The following is a 26,826-nucleotide window of genomic DNA, read 5'->3' on the forward strand; positions in this document are numbered from 1 at the left end:
CGGGCCTCTGCGACCCGGCCCCCGTCCGGCATCGTCCCGTCCGCGCCCGCGGCTCACGCGGAGGGTGTGCCGGCGAGCGCCGTCACCGGGGCCAGCACGTCCCCGTGGAAGAGTTCCCGCCCCTGAGCGATCCGGCCCTCCCGGTGGGCGCCGTCCGCCGACAGCCGCCGCAGGGCGCGCAGCAGCGCGGCGGCGTCCGCGGCGTTCTCCGAGACGCCGAGCGCCGCCATCCGGCGTACGCCCTCCGCCCCGTGGCCGGGCAACGGGCGGTAGCCCACCACGGGCGTCCCGCAGGCCAGTGCCTGGACGGCGGTCTGGCCCGCCGCGTTGTCGACCAGCACCCGGGCCGCCCGCAGCAGACCGGGCATGTCGGTGACCCAGTCCGGTACGAGCGCGCCCGGCAGCCCGGCCAGGCGGGCCCGCAGACGGTCGTTGCGGCCGCACAGCACGACCGGGAGGAATCCGGCGCCGGCGAGCAGCCGGGCGGTGCCGTCCAGTTCCGAGGCCGCGCCCCAGGCGCCGGCGGACAGCACCACGGGCGGGCGTCCGGGGGCGTGCTCCTCGAAGCGCCGCCGCCACCGGGCGGCTCCGCCCGCCGGCGCGAGGAAGGCGGGCGCCACCACCGGTCCGGTGGACTCCACGGGCACCGGGATGCCGCGGCGCACCTCGCGGGCGGTGTCGTCGGTGAGGCAGAGGTACAGGTCGTTGCCGGGGTGGAGCCACTGCCGGTGGACGGCGAAGTCGGTCAGGAAGACGGCGCTCGGCGGCCGCAGCCGCCCCTGGGCCCTCAGGTGACCGGTCAGCTGGGCGGCCAGGTGGAAGACCGGGACCACGACGTCGGCGTCCGTGCGTTCCGCGAGCTCCGTCAGGCGGCCGCCCGCCAGCCGCGCGAGCGGGAGGCCGCTCGGGCGGTGCCGCGGGCCGGGGCGCAGCAGCGCGTGGTAGAGGCCCGCGTACGCCCAGGGGAAGTGGCGTACCGACGACTGGTAGAAGAGGCGCAGTCCGGTGCCCAGGCCGTGCGGGAGCAGCGGCAGGAGGTCCACGGTCCGCGCGTCGTGGCCCTGCTCCCGGGCGCGGCGGGCCAGTTCGCCGGCCACCGTGTCGTGGCCGGCGCCCATGCTCGCGCTGACGATCAGCAGCCGCAGCCCGCCGTCCGCCGGCGCTGACCGGCGGGGCACCGAGGAGGCAGAGTGCACGGGATGGCGGGTCTCCCCGCGCCGGGCCGGTGAAACACGCCGGGCGGCGTTTCGGCCCGCCGGTCCCGGGATACTCCCGGGCGTCCCTCCCCGCCGAACGCCCGAGGACCGGCCGCGACGCGGTCCCCGGACGTTCGCCCCCGCAGCCGAGGTGCAGCCCATGTCTCACGCTTCCCGTGCCGGCGCCGCCGACGCGTCTCTCCCGCGGACGTCCGCCCCGGCCGACGCGGCGCCGGGGGCCCCGGCCGGCGGCACCGGACGCGCCCGCGCCGCCCTGGTGACCGGCGCCTCCTCGGGCATCGGCGCCGCCGTGGCCCGGCGGCTGTCCGCCGAGGGGTGGCGTCTGGTCCTCAGCGGGCGGGACGCCGACCGCCTGCGCCGGGTCGCGGAGCCGGCTCCCGCGGAATTCTTCCCGGCCGACCTGACCCGGCCCGGTGCCGAGCGGCGGCTGACCCGGTTCGCCCTCGAGCACACCGGCCGGCTGGACCTGCTGGTGGCCGGTGCCGGCATCGGCTGGGCCGGGGACTTCGCCGCGATGCCCCCGCGGGCCCTGGAGGAGGTCGTCGAGACCGACCTGCTCGCGACGTTGCGCCTGGTCCGGCAGGTGGTGCCGCACATGCTGGCGGCCGGGTCCGGGCGGGTGGTGCTCGTCGGGTCCCTGGCGGGGACGGTGGCCGTGCGGCAGGAGGCCGTGTACTCGGCGGCCAAGGCGGGGCTGGGTGCCTTCGCGGACGCGCTGCGGTACGAGCTGCGCGGGAGCGGCGTCGCCGTCAGCCTCGTGGTGCCGGGGGTGGTGGACACGCCCTTCTTCGACCGGCGGGGCGCCCCCTACCGGCGGTCGTGGCCGAGGCCCGTCCCGCCGGACCGGGTCGCCGGCGCCGTGTGGAGCGCCGTCTCCCGGGGGCGGGACGAGGTCTACGTGCCCGGCTGGCTGTGCGTGCCCGCCCGGGTGCGGGGCGCGGCACCGGGTCTCTACCGGCGGCTCGCCGCCGTGTTCGGCTGAGCGGCGGGACGGCGTGCTGGTCGTCGTCCTGGCCCTGCTGGCGGCGCTGTCCAACGCCGCGGCCTCGGTGCTGCAGCGGCGGGCCGCGGCGGACGAACCGGAGGGCGGACCGGGTGTGCGCCAGGCCGTCCGCTGGCTCGGGCACGTGCTGCGCAGGCCGTACTGGCTCGCGGGGGCCGGGATGCTCGCGCTGTCCACCGTGCTCCAGGCCGCCGCGCTGAGCGTGGGCAGTCTGGCGCTGGTCCAGCCGCTCATGGCGGCCGAACTGCTGTTCACCCTGGTGGTCGGCAGCATGGTCTTCCACCGCCGTCCGGACCGCAGGACCTGGCTGGCGTTCGTCGCACTCGCCGCGGGGCTGGCCGCGTTCCTGATCTCGGCCTCCCCGACCGCCGGCCGGGACACCGCCTCGGCGGAGCAGTGGCTGCTGACCTCGGCGGTGGTCCTGGGCGGTGTGGTGGTGCTGGTGCTGGCGGCCCGGCCGGTGCGGGGCGCGCCGCGTGCGGCGCTGCTGGGGCTGGCCTCCGCCGTGTCGTTCTCCCTGACGGCGGCACTGCTCAAGGAGGTGACCGGCAGGCTTCCCGACGGGCCGGCGGCGGTGCTGGGCACGTGGCCCGTCTACGCCACGGCCGTCGCGGGGGGCGTGGCCTTCCTGCTGCTGCAGAGCGCCTTCCGGGCCGGGACGCTGGCCGCTTCCCAGCCCGCCCTGACCCTCGGGGACGCGCTGACGAGCGTGGGGCTGGGGTGGGCGCTGTTCGGGGAGCAGATCACCCTCGGTGTGCGGACGGTGCCCGCGCTGGTCGGCGTGGTGCTGATGGGGGCGGGCACCGCCGGGCTGGCCCGTGCCCCCTCGGTGGCCGGAGACTGGGACTCGGCGGCGCGGCGTCCGGGCGCCGGTCCGACCGCCCGGCGGGTGCGGTGACGTTCCCGGACCGGACGGCGGGCCCGGACCGGACGGCGGAAGGGAGTCGGATGCCGATGGTCACGTCCTCCCGGCGTACGGCCGCCGCGCTGGCTCCGGTCGCCGCCGTGGCCGCGGCGCACGTGGCGCCCGCCGCGACCTGGCTGCCGGTGGTGCGCCGCCGGTTCCCGCGCCTGGCCGGGGTCGGCGACCCCGCCCATGTGGCCCTGACCTTCGACGACGGTCCCGATCCCGGGTCCACCCCGCGTTTCCTCGACGCCCTGGAGGAGCTCGGGGTCCGGGCGACGTTCTTCGTGCTGGGCGACGGCGTCGTGCGGCATCCCGCCGTGGTGCGGGAGACCGTCCGCCGGGGGCACGAGGTGGCCGTGCACGGCTGGAGCCACGAGCGTCCCTGGCTCCCCGCCCCGGGGGACGACGTACGTGCGCTGGCCCGGGCGGCGGGCGCGGTGCGGGAGCTGACGGGCCGGTGCCCCCGCTGGTACCGCCCGCCCTACGGCATCCTCACCTCGGGACGCTGGGCGGCGGCCCGCACGGCGGGCCTGCGGCCGGTGCTGTGGACCGTCTGGGGCAGGGACTGGACGCCCGGCGCCACCCCGGCCTCGGTGCGTGCCGCGGTCACGGCCGGGCTGCGCGGCGGCGGCACCGTCCTCCTGCACGACACGGACAGGATGGCGGCCCCGGAGTGCTGGCGGGCCGCGCTGGGCGCCCTGCCGGACATCGTGCGGCGGTGCCGGGAGGCGGGCCTGTCGGTCGGCCCCCTCGCGGAACACGGAACGGCACCGCCCTGACCCGGACCCGGCGGCACCCCGCGCGGTTCGTCCGTCCGCCGCCCGGCGCGGGCGGACGGGACCGTCACCCGCTCAGAAGGAGACGGCCTTGGCCAGATCCACCACGCCGTCGTCCCCCGCCCCGGGCAGGGCGGGAGACCCTCCGGGCGGCCGCCCCGACCCATGTCGCCTCCGTACGGCGGCACTTCGTCGACCGGCTCGACCCCGAGGAGCTCGCCGCGCTCGGCCGCATCGCCGAGAGGATCGCGGACGCTTCCTGACCACGACCACGAAGGGGCCACGGCAGGTCCGGCCCGCGCGAGAGGATCACGTCCATGCTGCAGGTCTGTCCGAACGGCGCGAGGAGCCGTGCCGAATGCGCCCGTCTTCCGGTGACACCGGGGGAGTTGGCGTCGGCCGTCCGTGCTGCGGTCGCCGCCGGCGCCGAGGACGTCCACCTTCATCCCAAGGACGCCGACGGCCGGGACACGCTGGACCCCGCCGCCGTCGCCGCGGCCGTCACCGCCGTGCGCGCCGCCGTCCCCGGCGTCCCCGTCGGTGTGACCACCGGCGCCTGGGCCGCACCGGATCCCGCGGCACGCGCCGCCCAGGTCCGGTCGTGGACCGTCCTGCCGGACCACGCCTCGGTGAACTGGCACGAGGACGGCGCGGCCGAGGTCGCCGCCGTCCTGCTGGAGCGGGGCGTCGGCGTCGAAGCCGGCATCTACTCCGGGACCTCCGCGGCACGGCGTTTCCTCGACTGGCCGCAGTCCCCCCGCGTGCTGCGCGTCCTGGCCGAGATCACCGACACCGATCCGCGGACCGCGGTCCGCTCGGCGGCCGCTCTCCTCGGAGAACTCCGCCCGGCCACGGGCTCGTCCGTCCTGCTGCACGGCGAGGAGGACGCCGCGTGGCCCGTCCTCCGTCTGGCCGCCGCCCGTGACCTGGACGCGCGGATCGGCCTGGAGGACGTGCTCCGCCTGCCCGACGGCACACCGGCCGGGACGAACGCCGCTCTGGTCGGCGCGGCCCGGAGGATCATGCGACGGGCAGCCGAGGAGGCTTCTCCGCCGGGCACCGGCTCCGAGCGATGAGTTCCCGGTGGCGAGGCAGTCATCCCCCCGGGGGGGGCACCAGCCGAGCGGTGCGCCCGTACACGGAGGAGTCACATGGCCAAGCTCATCTACTCGATGATCACCTCGCTCGACGGGTACGCCGAGGCGGCGGAGGGCGACCTCGGCACCGGGGCCGAGGACCCGGAGGTGCACACCTTCGTCAACGACCTCTTCCGGCCCGTCGGCACCTACCTCTACGGCCGGCGGATGTACGAGACGATGGTGTACTGGGAAACCGTGCACGGCGAGCCCGACCGGCCGCCGCACATCCTGCAGTACGCCCGCGACTGGCGGGCCGCGCAGAAGGTCGTGTACTCCACCACGCTCGAGTCGGTGTCCAGTGCGCGGACCAGGATCGAGCGGACCTTCGACCCGGAGGCGGTGCGCAGGCTCAAGGCCGAGGCCGAGGCCGACCTCACCGTCGACGGCCCGAACCTCGCCGCCCAGGCGATCGCGGCCGGCCTGGTGGACGAGTACCACCTGTTCGTCACCACGAGCGTGGTCGGCGGCGGCAAGCGCTTCTTCCCCGACGGCGTGCGCCTGGACCTCCGTCTGGTCGAGCAGCGTGTCTTCGGCACCGGACTGATCTACGCCCGTTACCGGCCCCGTTGAGCCGCGGCGGACGCCCCGGAGGCGGGTTCACCGGGCCGCGCGCCGACGGTCCCTGGCCCGCTCGCCGGCTCGCCGCGCCCCGTCCATCAGCCTGTCCCGACCCCACGACAGGAGCAGGACGAGCGGCGTGACGAGCAGTCCGATCAGGAGAGCCGGCTCCCAGTCCATGCCGTCCCGCCGGTACCGCATGACCAGCACGCTGCAGGCGTAGGTGAGCACGAGGATCAGGGCGATCTTCATCGGTTTGGGCAGACTCATACGTGCCCGACTACCCCCGCCCGCCGCCCGCATGACGGGGTGTCGGCCCGTGCGGGCGGTGGCCTCGCCGGGTGCGGCCGGGGTCAGGTCCGGTCGGGAGCCGGGGCGAGCCCGGACATCCGGTGCAGGCGCAGGGCGAGCTGGATCTCCAGCGCCCGTGCCGGGCTCTGCCAGTCGTCGCCCAGGAGGCGGCCCACGCGCTCCAGCCGCTGGGCGACCGTGTTGACGTGGACGTGGAGTGCGTCCTTGGTGCGGGCGGGACTCATGCCGCACGCGAAGTACGCATCGAGGGTGTGCAGCAGTTCGGTGCCCCGGCGTTCGTCGTAGGCGACGACCTGGCCGATGGTGCGGCCGACGAAGCCCGCGACGTCCCGCTCCCCCGCCAGCAGGAGTCCGAGGAAGCCGAAGTCCTCTGCGGCGGAGCCGTCGCCCGATCGGCCGAGGAGACGGAGGGTGTCCAGGCAGCGGCGGGCCTCCGCGTAGGCCCGCGCGACGGTGTCGGGACGGGCCGTGAGCTGCTCGACGGGGGCGGAGGCGCCGACGGTGACCGGCTCGTGGACGGCCGCCGCCAGATGACGGGCCGTGCGGCGGGCCAGGCCGGTGGCGGTGTCGCCGGGGGTCAGCGGCAGCAGCAGGACGGTGCCGCCGTCGCGGGCCGCGGCGAGGCCCCGCCCGGTCGCCGCCAGGTGCGAGGCGGCGGCCCACAGGCGTCTGCGGGCGTCGGCCTCCTGGTCGGCGTCGGCGGTGCCGCCCTCCAGCCGGGCGGCGAGGACGGCGTGGGTGGCGTCCAGGTCGGCGTGCAGCCGCACGGCCCGCTCGCGCAGCAGGCGCAGGTCGCGGTCGCGGGCGTCGAGCAGGTCGTCGAGCAGTTCTCCGCGGACGCGCTGCTCGGCCTCGGCCGCGGAGCGGCGGGCGAGCAGCAGCAGCGAGGTCACCATGGCCGCGCGTTCCAGGGTGCGCTGGTCGACGGGGTCCAGGCCCGGGTGGCCGCGCAGGACCAGCGCGCCGAGCAGTTCGCCGCCGGCGGCGACGGCCGCGATCCAGTCCTCCCCGTGCCGTACCGCGTGACCTTCCGCGCGTGAGGACTCCAGGGCGTGGGCGGGCGCCGCGGCGGCCTCGGTGAACTCGACCGTGCCGTCCAGCACCTCGGCGACGGCGGCGGCGACGTCGTGCACCCCGCCGCCGCGCAGGACCAGCTCCGCCAGCCGGTCGTGGACGTCGGAGGCACGTTCGATGACGGCGCTGCGGTCCTGGATGATCTCGTTGGCGCGCTCCAGGCCGGCGAGGGCGGAGCGGGTCTCCGCCAGCAGGTTGGCGGTGTCGAGGGCGGCGGCGGCGAGCGCGGCGAAGGAGCCCAGCAGGGCGATCTGCTCACGTTCGAAGACCCGGGCCCGGCGGTCCGCCGCGAAGAGGACCCCGATGACGTGGTGCCCGAGGGTCAGGGGCACCCCGAGGATGGCGACCAGGCCCTCGTCGCGGACCCCGGTGTCGATGCTGTGGGTGTGCTGGAAGCGGTCGTCACGGAAGTAGTCATCGGTGACGTACGGGCGGGCGGTCTGGGCGACCAGACCCCCGAGGCCCTCGCCCATGCCGAGACGCAGCTGCTGGAAGCGGGCGGCGACCGAGCCCTCGGTGACCCGCATGTAGGTGTCGCCCCTGGCCGGGTCGTTCAGGCTGAGGTAGGCGACGTCGGTGCCGAGCAGCGAGCGGGCGCGCTGCACGATCGCCTGGAGCACGGCGTCCAGGTCGCGCAGTCCGGCGAGGTCGTGGGCGGTCTCGAACAGCGCCGACAGCTCGGCCTCGCGGCGCCGCCGCCCCTCGAGCTCGGACCGCACCCGCAGGGCGAGCAGCTTGGCCCGCTCCAGCTCGGTGATCCGCTCGGCGGACATCCCTTCGGCGCGGGCGAGCAGCACCGGTTGTTCGTACGCCTCGGCGGCGGCGCCCCGGGCCAGCAGCTCGAGGAACGGTGCCTCGGCGCCGCCGGAGGCGGAACCGGCCCCGGGACGGGCCCCGCCCTTTGTCGTGGCAGCGGGGGCGGAACGCTCGGCGGACTGCGGGTGCTCGCGGGACATGCTCACAGGATTCCTCATCCCGCGGCCGCTCCGTCAGGCCCGTGGGCGACCCCGCCGGCCGACGTCCGGCCGCTGACGGCCGGTGTCTCAGTGGGCGGTCCAGCCGCCGTCCAGGACCAGTGAGGTGCCGGTGACGAAGGACGCCCGCGGACCGCACAGGTAGGCCACCGCCTCGGCGACGTCCTCCGGTTCGATCAGCCTCTTGACCGCGCTGTCCTGGAGCAGCACCTCGGACAGGACGCGTTCCTCGGGGATGCCGTGCGCCCGGGCCTGGTCGGCGATCTGCCTCTCGACCAGGGGGGTGCGCACATAGGCGGGGCTGACGCAGTTGGAGGTGACTCCGCGGGCGGCGCCCTCCAGGGCGGCGGTCTTGGACAGCCCCTCCAGACCGTGCTTGGCGGCCACGTAGGCGGACTTGTAGGCAGAGGCGCGCAGACCGTGGACGGAGGAGACGTTGACGATGCGGCCCCAGCCCTGCCCGTACATGTGGGGCAGTGCGCCCCTGATGAGCCGGAAGGGTGCCTCCAGCATCACGGTGAGCACCGTGTGGAAGACGTCGGGCGGGAACTCCTCGATGGGGCGGACCAGCTGCAGGCCGGCGTTGTTGACCAGGACGTCGGTGCCGGCCGCGGCGAGTTCGGCGGCGTCCAGGTCGGTGAGGTCCAGGACGTGCGGCTCGACGGTGCCGGACAGGTCCCGGGAGTGCTCGGCGAGCGCCTCCAGTCCCGCGCCGTCCCGGTCGACGGCTCTGACCTTGGCCCCGGCGGCCGCGAGCCGCAGCGTGCAGGCGCGGCCGATGCCGCCGGCGGCACCGGTGACGAGAGCGGTGCGGCCACCGAGGTCGAGGGGGGTGGCGTGGAGGGCCGTGGGGGCAGGGGGCGCGGTCATGGATCGACCCTAGGCAGCCGCCCCGGGCCGACCCATGTGGTCGCGCCCCACAGTTCAGGCGCTTCCAGTGGGGTCGAACCATGTGGGTGCGTCGGACATGGCCTGCTTGATCCGGAAGCGCGCGAACTCGTTCAGCTCCGGCAGCGCGTCCACGGCGAACCAGCCGACGTCCAGCGACTCGTCGTCGTTGACCCGGGCCTCGCCGCCGACGGCACGGCAGCGGAAGGTGATGTCCATGTACTGGCAGATGTCGCCGTTGCCGTACGTCACCGGGCTCAGCGCCTGCACCAGCACCACGCGCTCGGCCACGCAGCGCACCGCGGTCTCCTCCTCGACCTCCCGCACGGCGCAGGCCGCGGGCTGCTCCCCCGGGTCGGGGATGCCGCCGATCACCGCCCACTTGCCCGTGTCCGACCGGCGGTTCAGGAGGATCCGGCCCTCGTCGTCGAAGACGAGGGCGGTGACGCCGGGGAGCCACAGCAGCTGGTGACCGGCGGAGGCACGCAGGACGCGCAGGAACTCGGGAGTAGCCATGCGGCGAACCCTAACCGGTGCTCCGCGCCACGTCGGAGCACGTGTGCGCGCGTACCGGACCACAGACGCGGGGACGCCGGACGGCAGACGCGGGGACGCCGGACCGCAGAGGCGGGGACGCCGGACCGCAGACGCGGGGACGCCGGACGGCGCACGCCGGAGTGCCGGGCGTGGTACGCCGGAGTGCCGGCGGGGCACGCCCGCGTGGTGGGCGGCGCCGTCCCCCGCGTCGTCGCGCGCCTCGGACGCGGTGCGCCTACGCGTCGCCGCCGCGGCGTGCGCGCGCCCCGGTGGCGACGGCCCAGCCCACGCCGCCCGCGGCGACGAGGACCAGGAGGACCTCCGGCAGGACGCCGAGCCGGGTGGCGGGGGTCTGCGAGGAGCGCAGCGGCACCTCCTGCACCAGCGAGTCGGCCACGAACATGCCGGTCCTCTGCGTGACCCTCCCGTCGGGCATGATCACCGCGCTGACGCCGCTGGTCACCGGCACGGTGACGGCGCGGCTGTGCTCCACGGCGCGGACCCGGGACATGGCGAGCTGCTGGTAGGTCATCTCGCTGCGGCCGAAGGTGGCGTTGTTGCTGGGTACCGAGATCAGCTGGGCTCCCGCGGTGACCGTGTCGCGCACCGCCCAGTCGAAGGCGGCCTCGTAGCAGGTGACCAGACCGACCCCGGCGCCGTTCATCCGGAACACACCGGGTTCGTCGCCCCGGCTGAAGTCCTGGCGGACCATCGAGGTCCACTCCTCGTTGATCGCCCCGACGAGCGAGCGCAGCGGCAGGTACTCGCCGAAGGGCTGGATCTGCCGCTTGTCGTAGGTGTCGACGGGGCCCTTCGCCGGGTCCCAGAGGATCTGCTCGTTGAGCAGCCTGCCGTCCCTGGAGACCACGCCGCCGACCGAGATGGGCGCGTCGATCGCCTTGGCCGCCCGGTCGATGACGTCGCGCGCGTCGTCGTTGACGAAGGGGTCGATGTCGGAGGAGTTCTCCGGCCAGAGCACGACGTCCGGCCGCTCGGCCCGTCCCGCCGCGACCTCGGCGGCCAGGCGCTCGGTCTCCCGCGCGTGGTGGTCGAGGACGGCACGCCGCTGGGCGTTGAAGTCGAGCCCCAGGCGGGGCACGTTGCCCTGGATGACGGCCACGGTCGCGGTGCCGGCCTCCGCCCTGTCGCTGACCAGCACCCTGGACGCCGGCGCCGCGCCCACCGGGACGACGGCACAGAGGACGGCGACGGCCGCCGCGGGCCGGAGCAGCGTCCCCGTGCGGCGGGCCCGCACGGCGAGGCGGACCGTCTCGTACAGGCCGAAGCCGCACAGCGCGACGGCGAAGCCCAGCACCGGGGTGCCGCCGAGCGCGGCCAGCGGCAGGAAGAATCCGTCCGCCTGGCCGAAGGCGACCTTCCCCCAGGGGAAACCGCTGAACGGCACGCGGGCGCGGGCCGCCTCACCGGCGATCCACAGCGCCGCCGCCCACACCGGCCATCCCGGCAGCTTCGACACCGCGGCGACACCGGCGCCGGCCAGCGCGACGAAGAGGGCCTCGATCACCACCAGGGCGATCCAGGGGCCGGGGCCCACCTCCACCCCGGTCCACACCAGCAGCGGCAGCAGGAAGCCGAGACCGAAGAGGTAGCCGAGGCCGAGCGCCGCCTTCCAGCTCCGGCCGCGCAGCACCCAGCCGAAGACGGCGAAGGCGGGCAGCGCCAGCCACCACAGGGTGCGCGGCGGGAAGCTGACGTAGAGGAGCACGCCCGAGAGCGCGGCTGCGGCGGCCGGGAGGAGACGGACGAGGCGCGCGCCCCGCGCGGACGGCGTGGTCTGCGGAGGCATCGGGTCCGACGCGCCGACGGAAGTTGCGGTGACGGTCACTCCGGGAGTCTACGGCGGGTGACCTGGCGGCCGACAGCGCGGCCGGTCGCCTCCCGGCGGCGGGACGCCCGGTCCGTTCCCGCCGCCGGGGTGAGCGGCCGGTTCAGTGGGTGGTGCCCGGTGCGTGGGGGCGGAGGCGGTCGCGGATGACGGTCACCGCCGCTTCCGCGTCGTCCACGGTGACGGTGAAGGTGTGGCCGTCCCACAGGCGCAGGACCACCCCCTCGCCGCGGCGCACGACGACCGCCGTGCCCTTCTCGGGCCGCCAGCGGTACCCCCAGCCGCCCCAGTGCCGCGGGGTGACGTGGGGGGCGAACTCCGCACCGGCGACGTGCGACAGCGGGATGCGGCGGCGCGGCAGGCCGATGTGCCCGCAGCGCACCTCCAGGTGGTCCTCGTCGACCCGCAGCGCGACGTGCACGAAGGCGAGCGTGCCGTAGAGGACGAGCAGCCCGGCGGCGATGCAGCCGACGACGGCCATGGCGAGCGGTGCGGCGTCGGACGTCCATGCGGAGTCGACGGCCAGCGCGATGCCGAGTGCCATGCAGGCGGCGCCGATCAGCGCCAGCAGCCACTGGAGGCGGCCGGTGGCGCGGCCGGTCCAGACCTCGGTGTGCGGGGCGTGCTCGCCGTGGCGGGGATCCCTCATGACTTTGAGGTTACTCAGGATTCGCTGAGCGGCTACCTCGTGGCGGAGCGTTACTGCGCCGTCCGGGCGGGGGCGAGTGGCTGGAGCAGCCTGCCCTCGGCGTAGGTGAGGGCGGCCGCGGGCAGGGTGCCCTCGCGTCCGCTCAGCAGTACCGTCAGCGTGCCGCTCGCCGGTGCCGCGGGGGCCGGCCGCGCGCCGAGGCGGCGCAGGGCCTGGGCGGCCACCGCCCCGGCGGAGCCGTGCAGGGCGAGCGGCGGGCGGCCGGGGCGCTGCACCGCGGCCCGGATGCGTTCGGCGACGAGTTCGTAGTGGGTGCAGCCGAGGACGACGGTCGTCACGTCGTCCGGGGTGAGGTCGGCGGCCGCGGCGACCGCGGCGTCGATCGCCGTCCCGTCCGCCCGTTCCACCGCCTCCGCCAGCCCCCAGCACGGCACCTCGGTGACGCCCACGCCCCCGGCGAAGTTCTCGATGAGGTCGCGCTGGTAGGGGCTGCCGGTCGTGGCCGGTGTGGCCCAGATCGCCAGCGGGCCGCCGCCCGCCGCGGCCGGCTTGATCGCCGGGACGGTGCCGATGACCGGCAGGCCGGGTTCGAGGCGGGCGCGCAGGGCGGTGAGGGCGTGCACCGTGGCGGTGTTGCAGCCGACGATGAGCGCGTCGGGGCGGTGGGCGGCCGCCGCGCCGGCGACGGCGACGGCACGCTCGGTGAGGTCCTGCGGGGTCCTCGGTCCCCAGGGCATGCCCTCGGGGTCGAGCGAGAGCACGAGATCGGCGTCGGGACGCAGACGCCGTACCGCGGCGGTGGCCGCCAGCAGTCCGATACCGGAGTCCATGAGCGCGATCTTCACCCGGCCACGATAGACGATGAGCCGCTCGGGAGCCGTGCCGTGGGGCACACTGCGCACGTGAGCGCCCTCGTGTGGAGTGCCGCCGGATCCCTCGTCGCCTGGCTGTGGCTGCTGCTCCGCCAGGGCTGGTTCTGGCGTACGGACGTCCGGCTCCCGCCGCTGCGGGACCCGCGGGCATGGCCGGACGTGTGCGTGGTGGTGCCGGCGCGCGACGAGGCGGCGGTGCTCTCCCTGAGCCTGCCGTCGCTGCTGGCCCAGGACTACCCGGGCCGGGCGGAGGTGTTCCTCGTCGACGACGGCAGCGCCGACGGCACCGGAGAGCTCGCGCGCGACCTCGCGCGGCGGCACGGCGGTCTGCCGCTCACGGTGGACACACCGGGCGAGCCGCCCGCCGGCTGGACCGGCAAGCTGTGGGCGGTGCGGCACGGCCTCGCCCGGGCGTCCGAGCGCGACCCCGAGTACGTGCTGCTGACGGACGCCGACATCGCGCACGCCCCGGACAGCCTGCGCCGGCTGGTGGCGGCCGCGCGTACCGGCGGGTTCGACGTGGTGTCGCAGATGGCCCGGCTGCGGGTGGAGAGTCCCTGGGAACGGCTGGTCGTGCCGGCGTTCGTCTACTTCTTCGCGCAGCTCTACCCGTTCCGGTGGATCGCGCGGGAGGGCACCCGGACGGCGGCCGCGGCCGGGGGGTGCGTGCTGCTGCGCGCCGCGGCCGCCGCGCGGGCGCGGATCCCCGACGCCATCCGGCAGGCCGTCATCGACGACGTGGCCCTGGCCCGCGCGGTGAAGCGGAGCGGCGGACGCGTGTGGCTGGGGCTCGCGGACGGGGTGGACAGCGTGCGCCCGTACCCGCGGCTGGGCGATCTGTGGCGCATGGTGTCGCGCAGTGCGTACGCACAGCTGCGGCACAGCCCGCTGCTGCTGGCCGGTACGGTCGCCGGGCTGGCGCTGGTCTACCTGGTGCCGCCCGTCGCGGTGGCCGCGGGCACCGCGACGGGGAGCGCGGCCGCCGCGCTCCTGGGTGCGGCGGCCTGGCTGGTGATGACGGGGACGTACGTCCCGATGCTCCGGTACTACCGGCAGCCGTGGTGGCTCGCTCCCCTGCTGCCGTTCACCGCGGCGCTGTACCTGCTGATGACGGTGGACTCGGCCGTGCGGCACCACCGGGGACACGGCGCGGCCTGGAAGGGCCGCACCTACGCCCGGCCCGAGCCCCTGCCGGACGAGGGCTGACCTGCCCTCACTTGCGGCCCGGGGTCCAGTTCATGCCCCATCCGTAGACGTGATCGACCGTGCGCTGGGGGCTCACCCCGCGTTCGGGGACGAGGTAGCGGGCCTCGCGCTGGACGACGAGTTCACCGCCGCCGGTGTTGGTGATCAGGGCGAGGGCGCAGACCGTGGAGGGGACGGTGCACTCGTCGAGGGAGAAGTCGATCGCCGCGCCGTGCTGCGGCTGGAGGGTGACCGTGGCGTGCAGGTCGGCGAAGGAGCGGGCGCCCTCGTAGATGGTGACGAAGACGAGGATGCGCCGGAAGTGGTGCTTGTGGTCGAGGTTGACGGTGAGGTTCTCGCCCGTGGACACCGCGCCGGTGCGGTCGTCGCCGTCCAGGTGGATGAAGGGGGGCTGGTGCAGGGATCCGAACGCGTTGCCGAGTGCCTGGACGACCCCCTTCCTGCCGTCGGTGAGTTCGAACAGGGCGCACAGGTCGAGATCGAGGTCGGCGTGCATGGCGACGGGGCGGCCCAGCTTGGCCGCCCAGCCGGAGAACTGCTTGCGGACCTGCCAGTTGAGGTTGACGTGGAGGGCGCCGGAGGTGGCGCCCTGCTTGGTCAGCGAGACCGAGGGGGCGGCCTTGGTGAGCGTGACCTTCGTCAGCCGGACCGGCGCGGCCGGCGGGGGCGGGGCCGCCGGCGGGGCCGCCGGGGGCGGTGGCGCGGTGACGGGGGGCGCGACGGGCGGCACCGGGGCCGGCGGGGCGGCGTGCTGGGGTTCGTCCACGGTGATGCCGTAGTCGGTGGCGAGGCCCTCGAGTCCGCTGCTGTACCCCTGCCCCACGGCGCGGAACTTCCAGGCGCCCTGGCGCCGGTAGAACTCGCCGAGCACGAACGCCGTCTCCGTCGTCGCTCCCGCGCTGTCGAAGCGCGCGGCCGGCGTGCCGCTCGCGGCGTCCTTGACCTCGATGTACAGATCCGGGACCCGCCCGAACGCGCCGCCGTCGGAGGAGGCGGCCAGGATCACCGTCTCGATGCCCGGCTCCACGCGCGTGAGGTCGACGAGCAGGGTGTCGGTGGTCCGGCCCCCGGCGTCCCGTTTGCCCTCGTGCCGCACGGCGCCCGAGGAGTGGGAGGGCTGGTTGTAGAAGACGAAGTCGCTGTCGGAGCGGACCTTCCCGCCGGCCAGCAGGAGCGCCGAGGCGTCGGCGTCCGGTACGCCCGGGCCCGAACGCCAGCCCACTTCCACCCGCAGCGCCGTGGTCGGCACCGGTGTGTTCGATCCCTTCGACATTGACATGTCCGCCCCCATCACGGGTCGCCCGCGCCAGGTGAGGTCCCGGCATCCGTCGTTCTTCGTCCGCACAACCTATTCCCCCGGGCCGGGAAGGCCCACGGGGAGCGCGGGGACATCCCGGGGGCCAACCGCCGGTAACCGGCCCGGAACTCGGCCTTTACGCGAACGTCGCCCGGCGGATTGCCCGTTTACGCCCCGTTCGCTCACATTGATGCGGCCAGGTCACGGCGGGCGCAGAAAACAACCCTCTTACCGGTCTCCCCAAAAGCACATCGTGGGCTTAACTTATGTGCCATGACCTCCCCCCGCTCCACTTATGGCGGCGGCTACTACTCCGCCTCCTTCCCGGACACCCCGATCTACGACTCGCTCGTGGCCGAGCGGGGCACCCCGCAGATCGCCCCGATCCGGGTTCCCGCCGCGTACGAGGCTCCGGTCAGTCATCTGCCCGCGCTTCCCTCGGCGTTGCCCGCCCTCCCGGCGGCCCCGTCCCAGCCCGCCTACGGGTATCCGCAGGCACCGCAGCCCGCGCCGCTCCATCAGGCGCACACCGCCTACATCCCGCAGCAGGCGACCGCGCCGCGCGGCTACCCCGGCCCGCAGCCGCAGCCGCCGCGCCCGGTCCCGCCCGCCGGCTACGAGGCGATGCGCCCTGCGGCCCCCCGGCCGGTCCCGGCGCCGTACCAGGATCCGTACAACCAGCAGCAGTACCGCGGGTACTGAGCGGTCCGCCGGGGTTGTCGGTGCCGGGTGGCACGATGGCCCCATGGGGAACGCGCGTCTGCTCTCGCTGCACATCCACCCGGTCAAGGCCTTCCGGAGCCTGGCGCTCCGGGAGGTCCTCGTGGAGCCCTGGGGTCCGGCCGGGGACCGGCGCTGGATGCTGGTCGACGACGGGGGAAGGGTCGTCACACAGCGTCGCCACCCCCGTCTCGCACTGGCCGCCGCCGAGCTGCTGCCCGGCGGCGGCGTCGTGCTGTCGGCGCCCGGCACCGCACCGGTGACGGCGGCCGTGCCGGCGCCGGGCAGGACGGTCCCGGTGGTGCTCTTCGGGGACAAGGTGGAGGCGGTCCCCGCGGAGGACGGCGCCGTGCACGCCTGGTGCAGCGATTTCCTCGGCGTTCCGGTACGACTGGTGCACCTGGACGATCCGGCCACGCGGCGGCCCGTGGACCCCGAGTTCGCCCTGCCGGGCGAGACGGTCTCCTTCGCCGACGGCTATCCGCTGCTGCTCACCACGACCGCCTCCCTCGCCGGTCTCAACTCCCTGATCGCCAAGGGCGCGCACCGGGCCGAGGGCCCGCTGCCCATGGACCGCTTCCGGCCGAACGTGGTGATCGAGGGCACCGATCCCTGGGAGGAGGACCGGTGGACCCACGTCACCATCGGTGAGGTGCCCTTCCGCGTCGCCAAGCCCAGCGGCCGGTGCGTGGTGACCACCACCGACCAGCACACCGCCCGGCGCGGGAAGGAGCCCCTGCACTCGCTGGCCGCCCGTCAGCGGCTCGACGGCAAGCTCGTCTTCGGACAGAACCTGGTGCCGCTCGCCCGCGGCACCATCCGGACCGGCGATCGCGTCGAGCCCCGCCGGTGACTCCCCTCGCGTCCCCGGGGAACCGCTTCGCCGCCCCACCCGTTGGCCTGTGACGGGCGTTCCGCGGGAACCGGCTCGGGGAGCCACCGGGAAGCGGCGAAGGGGGTACGGACGGCCGGCCCTGCGGCGGACGGTGCGCCGCCGGTACGCCGGGTGGGAGCGGGCGGGTCCGCACCGGGCAGCACCGGTGCCGGCAGCTGAACGGCGTTCCCGCTCCGGTCAACCCGGCGCCCGCGCGCACGCTACGGTGGTCCGGCCGAACCGATCGGCGGGAGCACGGGCGGGAACGAGCCATCAGTACGACGAGGTGGGGGCACAGCTCAGCCATGGCACAGGGCACGGTCCAGGTGACGCACACCGGCACATCGAGGTGGCGGCGCCGCACGGGTGAGTACGCATCGCTCGCCGCCGCCCTGGAGGCCGCGGCCGAAGGCGACGTGCTCACCGTCGCCCCCGGCACCTACCGGGAGAACCTCGTCGTCCAGCGGGCGGTGACACTGCGCGGCCCGGAGGGCTCCCCCGGCTCGGTGCGCATCGCGCCCGCGGACGGTGTCCCGCTGACCGTGCGCGCCTCGGCGGTGGTGCGGGACCTGCACGTCGAGGGGCAGGACGCCACCGCTCCCGCCGTGCTCGTCGAGGAGGGCACACCGGAGCTGCGCGACGTGCGCGTGGTCTCCCGCTCCGCGGCCGGCATAGAGGTGCGCGGCGGCGCCCGGCCCACCGTGCGCCGCTGCACGGTCGACAACCCGGCGGGGATCGGCATCGCCGTCCTGGACGGGGCGGGCGGGGTGTTCGAGGAGTGCGAGGTGGTGTCCGCGGGGCAGGCGGGGGTCGCCGTGCGCGGCGGCGCCCATCCGCGGCTGGAGCGCTGCCGGGTGCACCACGCCGCGGGCTCGGGCCTGACCGCGACCGGGGAGAACTCGGCGCTGGAGGCGGTGGGTTGCGAGGTGTACGAGGTGCGGGGCAGCGGCGTCCAGGTGACCGCCCGCGCCACCGCCCACCTCACCGACTGCGACGTGCACCGTACGACCGGGGACGGCATCACGCTCGACACGGACGCGGTGCTGACCCTGGCCGACTGCCGGATCCACGAGATCCCGGAGAACGCGATCGACCTGCGGTCCCGCTCGGTGCTCACCCTCACCCGCACCACGGTGCGGCAGTTCGGCCGCAACGGCCTGTCGGTGTGGGACCCGGGCACGCGCGTGGACGCCAACCAGTGCGAGATCTTCGACAGCACGGGTGACTACCCGGCGGTGTGGGTGAGCGACGGCGCCACGGCCGTCCTGGAGTCCTGCCGGGTGCACGACGTGCCCGACGCGCTGTTCGTCCTCGACCGCGGCTCCCGCGCGGACGTCGTCGACAGCGACCTGTCGCAGGTGCGCAACACGGCCGTGTCGGTGAGCGACGGCGCGACCGCGCAGCTCGACGACTGCCGCATCCGGGAGGCGGCCACCGGCGCGTGGTTCCGGGACCACGGCAGCGGCGGCGTCCTCAGCAACTGCACCGTGGACGGTACGCAGACGGGCGTGATCGTCACCAAGGGCGCCGACCCGACCGTGGAGCGCTGCACGGTCGCCTCGCCGGCCGAGGCCGGCGTCTACGTCTCGGCCGGCGGCCGCGGCACCTTCGTGAACTGCCGGGTCACGGGCAGCGGCGGATACGGCTTCCATGTGATCGACGGCAGCCGCACGACGCTGCGCAAGTGCCGTACGGAGCGCTGCGCGCGCGGTGGTTACGAGTTCGCCGAGGGCGGGGACGCGGCGTCCGGCACGGGCGGTCCGGTCGTCGAGGACTGCACGAGCGACGAGAGCGGCAGCCTGCGGCCGCCCGCGCCGCCGGAGCCGGCCGTGCAGACGACGGGCGGTTCCCCCGGTCTGCTGGGCACGGTCCCCGCCGCCCGGACGGGCGAGCCGGCCGCGCCGGTCCCGCCCGCCGCCGAGCCGCCGGCCCGCTCCCCGAAGGACGTGCTCGGCGAACTCGACGCGCTGGTCGGACTGGAGAGCGTCAAGCGCGAGGTGCGCGCCCTCACCGACATGATCGAGGTGGGCCGGCGCCGGCAGCGGGCCGGGCTGAAGGCGGCGTCGGTCAAGCGGCATCTGGTGTTCACCGGCTCCCCCGGCACCGGCAAGACCACCGTGGCCCGGCTGTACGGCGAGATCCTCGCCTCGCTCGGGGTGCTGGAGCAGGGGCACCTGGTGGAGGTGTCCCGGGTGGACCTGGTCGGCGAGCACATCGGTTCCACGGCGATCCGCACCCAGGAGGCGTTCGAGCGGGCTCGCGGCGGTGTGCTCTTCATCGACGAGGCGTACGCCCTCTCCCCCGAGGACGCCGGGCGTGACTTCGGCAAGGAGGCCATCGACACGCTCGTGAAGCTGATGGAGGACCAGCGGGACGCGGTCGTGGTGATCGTCGCCGGCTACACGGCCGAGATGGAGCGGTTCCTGTCGGTCAACCCGGGTGTGGCGTCGCGTTTCTCACGGACGATCACCTTCGGCGACTACGGCCCCGAGGAACTGCTGCGGATCGTGCGGCAGCAGGCGGAGGAGCACGAGTACCGGCTGGCGCCGGGCGCCGCCGAGGCCCTGCTGGCGTACTTCACGCAGATGCCCAAGGGGCCCGCGTTCGGCAACGGGCGCACCGCGCGGCAGACCTTCGAGGCGATGGTCGAGCGGCACGCCGGCCGGGTCGCCCAGCTCGGCGAGCCGACCACGGACGACCTGACCCTGCTCTACGCCGAGGACCTGCCCCCCGCGCGCTGAACCGGCTCGCTCAGGCGGCGGGACCGCCGCCCGGCTCCTCCGTGTGCCGCGGGGCCGGCACCCCGGGCCGCAGCCGGGCCAGCAGGCGGCGGCGTTCCTCCGCGAAGGCCGGGTCGGCCTGGTAGTCGGAGTGGCCGAGGATCGGCGCGGGCAGCGGGTGGGCCTCGGTGCGGCCGTAGGCGAGGGGGTCCCTGAGCGCGGGGCGGTCCACGTCCGGGCCGCGGTCGCCGGGCAGCCGCACCGGGCCGCCGATCGGGTCGGTGCGCCGGTGGAGGTTGCGCCAGCAGTCGACCTCCCGGTGCAGGGCGCCGAGGGCGTCGGGGCCGAAGTGGGCGGGGAACCAGCGGCCGTAGAGCCGCTCCAGCGGGGAGCCGTAGGTGAGCAGGGCGACCCGCCTGCGGACGGACGGCGGGAGCTGCCAGGCCGCGGCGGCGGCCAGGACGCTGCCCTGGGAGTGGCCGGAGAGCACCAGCCGGCCGCCGGTGGACCGGGTCCAGGTGGCGATCCGCCAGGTCAGGTCGGGCACGGCCCGCTCCGCGTAGCAGGGCGGTGCGAAGGGGTGGGCGGCGCGCGGCCAGAAGGTGCCGACGTCCCACAGGATGCCTATGGTGCGCCGCGCGGAGGCGTCCCTGTACGCCCGGCGGCCCCAGGTCACGAAGAGTATGAAGCCGAGTCCGATCAGCCAGGAGCCCAGCGCCTGCGCGGTCTCGGCGGCGCCGTGGACCACGGCGTAGGAGTCCCGTGTCGCCTCGCCGGGGGTCCGGTCGGTGGTGAGGGCGCCGACGAGGGCACCGGCGCCGAGCAGCAGGGTGGCGGCGGAGGTGACGGCGAGGATGCGGGGTCCGCGGTCGGTGAGGGCGGCCATGGCGCGGACCGAGGCGATGCGGCGGGTGCGGCCGGGGTCGCCCGTCTCACCCGCGTACTCGCGTTCCACCGCCGCGCGTTCCGCGCGGGCGATCCGCCAGGCGCGGCGGGCCAGCCAGCCGCACATCACCAGCAGCACGACCAGCAGCGGGGGGATCACGGAGGCCTGCCAGGTGAGCAGCACCGGCGGCCCGGGCACGGACGTGCCGGTGCCGTCCAGCCAGTCGGCCACGCGCTGGGAGACACCCCCGGACATCACGCCGCCCAGCGCGCAGGCCAGCATGGCGACGGCCGGTCCGGCCAGGCCCCGCATCGCGGAGCGCCGGTCGGGGTCGGTGCGGTGCAGGGCGTGGGCGACCCCGGCGAGGACGATCACGAGCAGGCCCTGCGCGAGGGCGAGGGCGCCGAAGGTGGCGTCGCCCGGCAGCCGGCCCGACGACTCCCATCCGGGGCGCTCCCAGCCCGCGTAGAGCACGCTGAGCGCGAGCAGGACGAGGGCGGCCAGGGGCAGGCCGCGCACCAGGTGCCGGTCGAGTGCGCCGTCCGCCCGGCGTTCGCTGCGGCCCCGGCGGCAGACCACCCACACCGCGGCGCCCGCCGCGGCGGCCAGGGCCGCCTCCAGGAGCGCGCCGAGGACGGCCAGGGCGGCCGGGCTGCCCGGTTCGCGGTCGTACCGGGCGGCGGCGGAGCCGACGGCGGCGGCGACCGTCAGCAGTCCGGCGGCGGTGTGCGCGGCGCGCAGCCGGGCGCCCAGGCGCCGGCCGTACCAGAAGCCGGGCCGGCTCAGTGCGGTGGGAGCGCCGACGTCCCCGGGCTCGGGGTCCTGGGTCATCGGCTGCTGGGACTCGTACGCGCTCCAGGTGCGGCGGGACAGGAACCACAGCAGCGCGGTGAGGGCGGTGGGAATCAGGGCGGCGAGCGCCAGCCTGCGGCCCGGTGCGCTCCACCAGCCACCGTCGGAGATCCCGGGCGAGAGGAATCCCAGCCAGGAGTGCCGGTCGGCGCACGCGCGGGTCCCCGCGCACTGCCACGCGGTCAGGTCCAGGGCGACCTCGCAGGCGGCCGCGACGAGCAGCACCGTCAGGCTCAGTCCGGTCAGCCGGACCAGCAGGCCGTACAGCCGGACCGGGCGGCGGCTGCCGCGGGCCGCGGGGCGCATCCAGTGGGCGAGGTTGACGACCATGAAGGGGAGCAGCAGCAGCCACAGGGCGCGGGAGCCGTTGCCGGAGGTGAGGTTGCACCAGACGTACGCCTCGGGCACGGGTCCCTCGCGGTCCCCGGCGGGCCTGCGTTCCGCGTCGGCGTCGTCGGCCCGGCGGAACACGGCGGCGACGTCGTCACCGGTGATCCGGACCGTGCGCGGATCACCGAGCATCTGCTCGGGGGTGGTGCCGCCCACCCCGTGGACCAGGAGCTCCAGGGCGGTCCCGGACTCCGCGGGCCGGGTGGCGGGACCGCCGTCCCCCTCGGCCGTTCCGTGCTGCTGCGCGCTTTCCACTGATTCGCACTTCCCCCGTGACGCCCCGTCGGACCCGTCCGTGCGGCCACAGGATCTCGTGTGACGGGACGGTGCACACCCCTCGTCACCCGATCTCCCCGATTCGTGTCGCGGACATGCGCCCGGCACGGCACCACAATGGCATGCTCACGACGCGTACCGGTGGCGCCGCCCGGGGCCCGTCGTGCGAGGATGGGACGTCCGCGCACCGGTGCCGGGAGGTGACCCGCTCGTCGCAGGGGGTGCGTGAGACGTGTCGGAGGGCTGGGCGGCGAAAGGACCGGAGCGTACGTGAGCGAGAATCAGAACCTGCTCGCGGAGCAGCGGCGCACCCTGATCCTCGACGAGGTCCGGCGCCGCGGCGGCGTCCGGGTCAACGAGCTGACCCGGAAGCTCGGCGTGTCGGACATGACGGTACGGCGCGACCTGGACGCGCTGGCGCGGCAGGGCGTCCTGGAGAAGGTGCACGGCGGCGCGGTCCCGGTGGTGGAGGCGAGCACGCACGAACCGGGGTTCGAAGCCAAGTCCGGCCTGGAGCTGACCGCCAAGGAGGACATCGCGCGGGCGGCGGCCGAACTGGTCTCGCCCGGTGCCGCGATCGCGCTCTCGGGCGGCACGACGACGTTCGCGCTGGCGCACCGGCTGGTCGACGTCCCCGATCTCACGGTGGTCACCAACTCGGTACGGGTGGCCGACGTCTTCCACGCGGCACAGCGCACCTCGGGACCCCGGCAGGGGGCCGCCACGGTCGTCCTGACGGGCGGGGTGCGCACGCCGTCCGACTCGCTGGTGGGCCCGGTGGCCGACCAGGCGATCGCGGCGCTCCACTTCGACCTGCTGTTCCTCGGCGTGCACGGGATATCGGCCGAGGCGGGACTGTCGACGCCGAACCTCGCCGAGGCCGAGACCAACCGGCGTCTCGTGCAGTCGGCCCGGCGGGTGGTGGTGATCGCCGACCACACGAAGTGGGGGACGGTGGGGCTGAGTTCCTTCGCCTCCCTGGACCAGGTGGACACCCTCGTCACCGACTCGGGGCTGCCCGGGGAGGTGCGCGTGGAGGTGTCCGAGCATCTGCGGCACCTGGTGGTGGCGGGCGAGCCGGAGAACACGGCGGAGAGCGCCGAGATGTGACGGGGCGCCGGAGGCAGCCGGCTGTCACCGCGCCCTCCCGCCGCCCGTGAGAACCGGCATTCGTCGAGGGGAGTTCGTCCATGGCCCACCGTCTGCGATCCGTGGGACCGGAGTTCGCCGCGGGCGCGCCGGTCCGTCTGGTCTTCGCCCGGGAGATCTCCGCACCGCCGGAGCGTGTGTTCCACGCGCTGGCCGAGGACGTGACCGGCTGGGCCGGGTGGTTCGGGCCCGTCACGCTGGCCCGTCCCCTGGACGGGGGCGCGGGGCGGGAGATCCGCCTGCGCGGTGGGGCCCGGTTCCGCGAGACCGTCCTGCTGGCGGAGGCGCCCGAGGTGTACGCCTACCGCGTCGACGTGACCAACGCGCCGGGCGCCCGGGCACTGGCCGAGGAATGGCGGCTCGCCCCGGCCGGGGCGGGTACGCGGATCCGCTGGACGATGGCGGCCGACGGCACGGCGCCCTTCCGGCTCGCGCTGCGGGCCGCGCGGCCGGGGCTGGCGCTGACGTTCCGCTCCGCGGTGACCTCGCTGGACCGGCGCCTCACCCGGTAGCCGCCCTCCCGCCCCTCCACGGGTCCGGCCGGGACGGAGGGTTCCGGCCGGGACAGGGAGTTTCCGGCCACGGGAGGTCCCGCGCCGCCGGGTCGGCGGTGGGGCGCCGCCCGTCAGCCGGGCCAGACGCCGGTCCGCAGCAGGGACTCGACCGCCGCCGAGTACGGCGCGATGTCCAGTCCCTGCTCGGCCAGCCAGGCGTCCGAGTAGTACTTGTCCAGGTACCGGTCCCCCGGGTCGCACAGCAGCGTCACCACGCTCCCCCGCCGGCCCTCCGCGACCATCTCCGCGACGAGCTTCAGCGCGCTCCACAGACCGGTGCCGGTGGAGCCGCCCGCCTTGCGGCCGATGACCCCCTCCAGGGCCCGCACGGCGGCCACACTGGCCGCGTCCGGCACCTTCATCATCCGGTCGACCGCGCCGGGCACGAAGCTCGGCTCCATGCGCGGCCGCCCGACGCCCTCGATCCGGGAACCCCGCTCACAGACGACGTCCGGGTCACCGGTCGTCCAGCCCTCGAAGAAGCACGAGTTCTCCGGGTCGGCGACGCAGATGCGGGTGTCGTACTGCATGTAGTGGACGTAGCGCGCCAGGGTCGCCGACGTGCCGCCGGTGCCGGCCGTGGCGACGATCCAGGCCGGCTCGGGGAACCGCTCCAGCTCCAGCTGGCGGAAGATCGATTCGGCGATGTTGTTGTTGCCCCGCCAGTCCGTGGCCCGCTCGGCGTAGGTGAACTGGTCCATGTAGTGGCCGCCGGTGTCCGCCGCCAGGGCGGCGGATGCCTCGTACATCGTGCGGGGGTCGTCCACGAAGTGGCACCGCCCGCCGTGGAACTCGATCAGACGGCACTTCTCGGCGCTCGTCGTGCGCGGCATGACCGCGATGAAGGGCACCCCGATCAGCTTCGCGAAGTACGCCTCCGACACGGCCGTGGAACCGCTGGACGCCTCGATCACCGGACGGCCCGGACGGATCCATCCGTTGCACAGCGCGTACAGGAAGAGGGAGCGGGCCAGCCGGTGCTTGAGGCTGCCGGTCGGATGGGTCGACTCGTCCTTCAGATAGAGGTCGACGCCCCACGGCTCGGGCAGCGGAAAACGCAGCAGGTGGGTGTCGGCCGAGCGGTTCGCGTCGGCCTGCACCCTGCGCACGGCCTCTTTCAGCCAGGCCCGGTAGGCGGCGTCGCTGTGGTCGACGTCCAGGGTGGCGCCGGTCAGGGTCTGCTGGGGAGTGCTCACGACAGGGCTCCTTACGCTGAGCGCCGACCGCGTCCCGCGCTGCCGGTACCCCGATCATATGCACCCCGCGCACCACGCCCCACCTGCATAAACACCGCTTTGGGCGTCTCAAAGGGCCCCCTGGGGGCGCAGCGGGCGGCGCCCGGGGGCGCATTGGCGCGAGTGCTCCCCACGTGCCGGGAAGGCGGGCCCGCGCACTGGTGCTCGGCGGCGGGTGGGGGCAGACTGCACCGGCGGGAGCAAGGGCACACTGAATCCGGGCAGGAGCCGGCCCGCGCGAGCACGGTCCGGCACACCGACGCGCAGAGGGGGCGGGTGGCATGGCGGAGCCGGAGTTCACGGCCACGGGCGTGCGGATCGGCAAACGGCTGCGTTCGCTCACCCGGGCCGGCCAGGTCCGGATCAGGGGCGGCCGGCTGGAGCTGCTCACCAGCTACGGCAGCGAGATCGACAGCGCCCCGGTACAGGCGGTGCGCGCGGCCAAGCCCTGGTTCGCGTCCGGGGACCGGGCGCTGGCGGACCTCAACGGCAACCGGTACCTGCTCACGCTCGGCGACCACGATCCCGCGCCGGGCGAGCCCGGGCCGCCGGCGGCACGCCGTTTCATCGAGGCCGTCCGCCGGGCGTCGGGGCGCGGCGCCTGAGATGTCCGTGAGTTGCGCCACCCCATCCGCTGGGTCACGCTGTCCTTACGTCACTCTGGGTTTACCGGCGATAACGCTGCGAACCAGCCCGCCGGCCACGACAGCAGGCGGCAGCGTCACGCGGACGCCCTGCTGGATCCGTACTCCGTGTTCTTCCGGACCTCACGTCGGGGAGTCGCAGCCGTGATCAGTCACCCAAGCAGGCACTGCACGGTGGAGCTCCAAGCCCTGCCGTCGCGGATCGGCCAGGTCCGCAGAATCGTATCTGCGCAGTTGCGCTACTGGCATATGGATTCACTGATAGACCGGGCCTCGCTCGGTGTGACAGAGCTGTTGTCCAACGTCCACCGGCATGCCCAGCCCGACAAGACGTGCACCGTCGAGATGGAGCTGCTGCTCGACCGGCTCAAGGTCTCGGTGTCCGACCACGATCCGCGCCTTCCCGTCCTGGAGGACGCCGGACCGCTCGCCACCTGCGGACGCGGCCTGGCGATGGTGGCCGCGATGAGCGAGAGCTGGGGCGCGGTGCCGGTCGGCGAGTCCGGCAAGGTCGTGTGGTTCATGCTGCCGGCACCGACCGCGGACGCCCCGGCGGCCTGGGACCGGTGTCCGCGGCTCACGGCCGCCGAGCCCGCGGACCGCCGCTTCGCGGAGGTCGCCTTCGCCGAGCCCACCACCTCCGGGACCCACCGTCCCGAACGGACGCCGGTGCGCTCGGCCGTTCCGGGCTGAAGCACGGCCGGGGCCGTCCGCCGCGCCGGCGGGCGGCCCCGGCCGTCCCGGTGCCTCACACCGGTGCGCGGACGGGCACCTCGGCCGCCCCGAGGGCCGGGACGGCCGCCGCTCTCGCGCGCCGGTCAGCCGCCGGCCTGGTCGGTGTCCTTCATCGCGCCCCAGCCGTGCCAGCGGTCGACCTCGATCCAGCCGCTGACCCGGGCCCGTTCCCGGTCCGGGTACGGCTCCCCGGTGTACTGCCGGGACAGGCGGTCGATGTCCCGCAGGCCCTCGTCGTCGTACAGCTCGGGCACCCGGCCGATCAGGGTCACATGGGTGTACCAGTCGTCCCCGGCCAGGACGGTGAGGGTGACGCGCGGGTCGCGCCGGACGTGCTTCAGACGCACCCGGTCGCGATCGAAGTTGACGAGCGCGCGGCCGTCCTCCCAGAGGTACCAGGTCGGGGTGGAGACCGGCGCGCCGTCGGAGCGGAGGGTGGCCATGACACAGGGGTTGGGCCTGCTCAGCAGGTCGTCGGCCGCGGACGGCAGCGGGGGCTTGGACACTACGGACTCCTCGGGGTCGCGGAGGGGTGG

General features: G+C 75.3%; 25 protein-coding genes. 13 read left to right on the forward strand and 12 right to left on the reverse strand.

Annotated features, from left to right (window positions below):
- Positions 1-53: 53 nt before the first annotated feature.
- A complete protein-coding gene (locus tag IE118_RS17400; RefSeq protein WP_434100248.1) occupies positions 54-1,196 on the reverse strand; it encodes an MGDG synthase family glycosyltransferase in 1,143 nt (380 codons plus the stop codon).
- 160 nt (positions 1,197-1,356) lie between these two features.
- Here IE118_RS17400 and IE118_RS17405 point away from each other — a divergent pair, with 160 nt between their 5' ends.
- The 5 genes from IE118_RS17405 (at position 1,357) to IE118_RS17425 (ending at position 5,612) form a co-directional block, all read left to right on the forward strand.
- Complete coding sequence (locus IE118_RS17405; protein WP_189558837.1) at positions 1,357-2,199, forward strand: SDR family NAD(P)-dependent oxidoreductase; 843 nt, start codon at positions 1,357-1,359, stop codon at positions 2,197-2,199.
- A gap of 13 nt (positions 2,200-2,212) precedes the next feature.
- The gene (locus IE118_RS17410; protein ID WP_189558838.1) at positions 2,213-3,118 is read left to right on the forward strand and encodes a DMT family transporter; all 906 of its coding nucleotides are present in this window, start codon (positions 2,213-2,215) and stop codon (positions 3,116-3,118) included.
- A 56-nt stretch (positions 3,119-3,174) separates the two neighbouring features.
- A complete protein-coding gene (locus tag IE118_RS17415; RefSeq protein ID WP_373298371.1) occupies positions 3,175-3,906 on the forward strand; it encodes a polysaccharide deacetylase family protein in 732 nt (243 codons plus the stop codon).
- Between the two features lie 314 nt (positions 3,907-4,220).
- Entirely contained in the window at positions 4,221-4,979 is a 759-nt protein-coding gene (locus IE118_RS17420) for a 3-keto-5-aminohexanoate cleavage protein (RefSeq protein WP_189558840.1), read from the forward strand.
- A 75-nt stretch (positions 4,980-5,054) separates the two neighbouring features.
- The gene (locus IE118_RS17425) at positions 5,055-5,612 is read left to right on the forward strand and encodes a dihydrofolate reductase family protein (protein ID WP_189558841.1); all 558 of its coding nucleotides are present in this window, start codon (positions 5,055-5,057) and stop codon (positions 5,610-5,612) included.
- Positions 5,613-5,639: 27 nt separating this feature from the next.
- Here the strand turns inward: IE118_RS17425 and IE118_RS17430 are convergent, their stop codons facing one another.
- The 7 genes from IE118_RS17430 to IE118_RS17460 form a co-directional block, all read right to left on the reverse strand.
- Entirely contained in the window at positions 5,640-5,870 is a 231-nt protein-coding gene (locus IE118_RS17430; RefSeq protein ID WP_189558842.1) for a hypothetical protein, read from the reverse strand.
- Between the two features lie 83 nt (positions 5,871-5,953).
- Complete coding sequence (locus IE118_RS17435; RefSeq protein ID WP_189558843.1) at positions 5,954-7,942, reverse strand: helix-turn-helix domain-containing protein; 1,989 nt, start codon at positions 7,940-7,942, stop codon at positions 5,954-5,956.
- An 87-nt stretch (positions 7,943-8,029) separates the two neighbouring features.
- The gene (locus IE118_RS17440; RefSeq protein WP_189558844.1) at positions 8,030-8,830 is read right to left on the reverse strand and encodes a 3-hydroxybutyrate dehydrogenase; all 801 of its coding nucleotides are present in this window, start codon (positions 8,828-8,830) and stop codon (positions 8,030-8,032) included.
- A gap of 54 nt (positions 8,831-8,884) precedes the next feature.
- Entirely contained in the window at positions 8,885-9,364 is a 480-nt protein-coding gene (locus IE118_RS17445) for an NUDIX hydrolase (protein ID WP_189558845.1), read from the reverse strand.
- Positions 9,365-9,620: 256 nt separating this feature from the next.
- Complete coding sequence (lnt, locus tag IE118_RS17450) at positions 9,621-11,231, reverse strand: apolipoprotein N-acyltransferase (RefSeq protein ID WP_189558846.1); 1,611 nt, start codon at positions 11,229-11,231, stop codon at positions 9,621-9,623.
- 103 nt (positions 11,232-11,334) lie between these two features.
- Positions 11,335-11,880 (reverse strand): hypothetical protein, encoded by a 546-nt coding sequence (locus IE118_RS17455; protein ID WP_189558847.1) that lies wholly within the window; start codon positions 11,878-11,880, stop codon positions 11,335-11,337.
- A 50-nt stretch (positions 11,881-11,930) separates the two neighbouring features.
- Positions 11,931-12,725 carry a glutamate racemase gene (locus tag IE118_RS17460; RefSeq protein ID WP_189558848.1) on the reverse strand — a complete coding sequence of 265 codons (795 nt, stop codon included), beginning with the start codon at positions 12,723-12,725 and terminating at the stop codon, positions 11,931-11,933.
- A 39-nt stretch (positions 12,726-12,764) separates the two neighbouring features.
- Between IE118_RS17460 and IE118_RS17465 the strand changes: the two genes are divergently transcribed.
- Positions 12,765-13,958: a glycosyltransferase gene (locus tag IE118_RS17465; protein ID WP_189558849.1), complete on the forward strand. Its 1,194-nt coding sequence runs from the start codon at positions 12,765-12,767 to the stop codon at positions 13,956-13,958.
- A 7-nt stretch (positions 13,959-13,965) separates the two neighbouring features.
- Here the strand turns inward: IE118_RS17465 and IE118_RS17470 are convergent, their stop codons facing one another.
- On the reverse strand, positions 13,966-15,231 hold the full coding sequence (locus IE118_RS17470; RefSeq protein ID WP_189559114.1) for a TerD family protein: 1,266 nt from the start codon (positions 15,229-15,231) through the stop codon (positions 13,966-13,968).
- Positions 15,232-15,528: 297 nt separating this feature from the next.
- Between IE118_RS17470 and IE118_RS17475 the strand changes: the two genes are divergently transcribed.
- The 3 genes from IE118_RS17475 (at position 15,529) to IE118_RS17485 (ending at position 19,590) form a co-directional block, all read left to right on the forward strand.
- Positions 15,529-15,957 (forward strand): DUF6643 family protein, encoded by a 429-nt coding sequence (locus IE118_RS17475; RefSeq protein WP_189558850.1) that lies wholly within the window; start codon positions 15,529-15,531, stop codon positions 15,955-15,957.
- A 43-nt stretch (positions 15,958-16,000) separates the two neighbouring features.
- Positions 16,001-16,828, forward strand: a complete 828-nt coding sequence (locus IE118_RS17480) for an MOSC domain-containing protein (protein WP_189558851.1) — start codon at positions 16,001-16,003, stop codon at positions 16,826-16,828.
- 326 nt (positions 16,829-17,154) lie between these two features.
- Complete coding sequence (locus tag IE118_RS17485) at positions 17,155-19,590, forward strand: right-handed parallel beta-helix repeat-containing protein (RefSeq protein ID WP_189558852.1); 2,436 nt, start codon at positions 17,155-17,157, stop codon at positions 19,588-19,590.
- Positions 19,591-19,600: 10 nt separating this feature from the next.
- On the opposite strand, the gene IE118_RS17490 is transcribed toward IE118_RS17485, so the two are convergent.
- Positions 19,601-21,952 (reverse strand): hypothetical protein, encoded by a 2,352-nt coding sequence (locus IE118_RS17490; RefSeq protein WP_189558853.1) that lies wholly within the window; start codon positions 21,950-21,952, stop codon positions 19,601-19,603.
- A gap of 291 nt (positions 21,953-22,243) precedes the next feature.
- On the opposite strand from IE118_RS17490, the gene IE118_RS17495 reads away from it, so the two are divergent.
- Positions 22,244-23,083, forward strand: a complete 840-nt coding sequence (locus tag IE118_RS17495) for a DeoR/GlpR family DNA-binding transcription regulator (protein ID WP_189558854.1) — start codon at positions 22,244-22,246, stop codon at positions 23,081-23,083.
- A gap of 80 nt (positions 23,084-23,163) precedes the next feature.
- A complete protein-coding gene (locus IE118_RS17500; RefSeq protein WP_189558855.1) occupies positions 23,164-23,634 on the forward strand; it encodes an SRPBCC family protein in 471 nt (156 codons plus the stop codon).
- Positions 23,635-23,747: 113 nt separating this feature from the next.
- Here IE118_RS17500 and cds1 read toward each other — a convergent pair whose 3' ends face one another.
- Entirely contained in the window at positions 23,748-24,872 is a 1,125-nt protein-coding gene (cds1, locus tag IE118_RS17505) for an L-cysteine desulfhydrase Cds1 (RefSeq protein WP_189558856.1), read from the reverse strand.
- Between the two features lie 320 nt (positions 24,873-25,192).
- Here cds1 and IE118_RS17510 point away from each other — a divergent pair, with 320 nt between their 5' ends.
- Positions 25,193-25,516, forward strand: coding sequence for a hypothetical protein (locus tag IE118_RS17510; RefSeq protein WP_189558857.1), 324 nt, complete (start codon positions 25,193-25,195; stop codon positions 25,514-25,516).
- Positions 25,517-25,699: 183 nt separating this feature from the next.
- Complete coding sequence (locus IE118_RS17515; protein ID WP_189558858.1) at positions 25,700-26,248, forward strand: ATP-binding protein; 549 nt, start codon at positions 25,700-25,702, stop codon at positions 26,246-26,248.
- Between the two features lie 125 nt (positions 26,249-26,373).
- Here the strand turns inward: IE118_RS17515 and IE118_RS17520 are convergent, their stop codons facing one another.
- Positions 26,374-26,796, reverse strand: a complete 423-nt coding sequence (locus IE118_RS17520; RefSeq protein WP_189558859.1) for a PPOX class F420-dependent oxidoreductase — start codon at positions 26,794-26,796, stop codon at positions 26,374-26,376.
- Positions 26,797-26,826: the final 30 nt, after the last annotated feature.

Origin of the sequence: Streptomyces pilosus (assembly GCF_014649835.1) — a bacterium.
Lineage (GTDB): Bacteria > Actinomycetota > Actinomycetes > Streptomycetales > Streptomycetaceae > Streptomyces > Streptomyces pilosus.

What these genes read in the sequence shown, in the direction of transcription:
- IE118_RS17405 (WP_189558837.1), top strand. Translation starts at nt 1,357, where the DNA reads ATGTCTCACGCTTCCCGTGCCGGCGCCGCCGACGCGTCTCTCCCGCGG.
- IE118_RS17415 (WP_373298371.1), top strand. Translation starts at nt 3,175, where the DNA reads ATGGTCACGTCCTCCCGGCGTACGGCCGCCGCGCTGGCTCCGGTCGCC.
- IE118_RS17420 (WP_189558840.1), top strand. Translation starts at nt 4,221, where the DNA reads ATGCTGCAGGTCTGTCCGAACGGCGCGAGGAGCCGTGCCGAATGCGCC.
- IE118_RS17425 (WP_189558841.1), top strand. Translation starts at nt 5,055, where the DNA reads ATGGCCAAGCTCATCTACTCGATGATCACCTCGCTCGACGGGTACGCC.
- IE118_RS17430 (WP_189558842.1), bottom strand. Translation starts at nt 5,870, where the DNA reads ATGAGTCTGCCCAAACCGATGAAGATCGCCCTGATCCTCGTGCTCACC.
- IE118_RS17435 (WP_189558843.1), bottom strand. Translation starts at nt 7,942, where the DNA reads ATGTCCCGCGAGCACCCGCAGTCCGCCGAGCGTTCCGCCCCCGCTGCC.
- IE118_RS17440 (WP_189558844.1), bottom strand. Translation starts at nt 8,830, where the DNA reads ATGACCGCGCCCCCTGCCCCCACGGCCCTCCACGCCACCCCCCTCGAC.
- IE118_RS17445 (WP_189558845.1), bottom strand. Translation starts at nt 9,364, where the DNA reads ATGGCTACTCCCGAGTTCCTGCGCGTCCTGCGTGCCTCCGCCGGTCAC.
- IE118_RS17455 (WP_189558847.1), bottom strand. Translation starts at nt 11,880, where the DNA reads ATGAGGGATCCCCGCCACGGCGAGCACGCCCCGCACACCGAGGTCTGG.
- IE118_RS17470 (WP_189559114.1), bottom strand. Translation starts at nt 15,231, where the DNA reads ATGTCGAAGGGATCGAACACACCGGTGCCGACCACGGCGCTGCGGGTG.
- IE118_RS17475 (WP_189558850.1), top strand. Translation starts at nt 15,529, where the DNA reads ATGACCTCCCCCCGCTCCACTTATGGCGGCGGCTACTACTCCGCCTCC.
- IE118_RS17480 (WP_189558851.1), top strand. Translation starts at nt 16,001, where the DNA reads ATGGGGAACGCGCGTCTGCTCTCGCTGCACATCCACCCGGTCAAGGCC.
- IE118_RS17485 (WP_189558852.1), top strand. Translation starts at nt 17,155, where the DNA reads ATGGCACAGGGCACGGTCCAGGTGACGCACACCGGCACATCGAGGTGG.
- IE118_RS17500 (WP_189558855.1), top strand. Translation starts at nt 23,164, where the DNA reads ATGGCCCACCGTCTGCGATCCGTGGGACCGGAGTTCGCCGCGGGCGCG.
- IE118_RS17510 (WP_189558857.1), top strand. Translation starts at nt 25,193, where the DNA reads ATGGCGGAGCCGGAGTTCACGGCCACGGGCGTGCGGATCGGCAAACGG.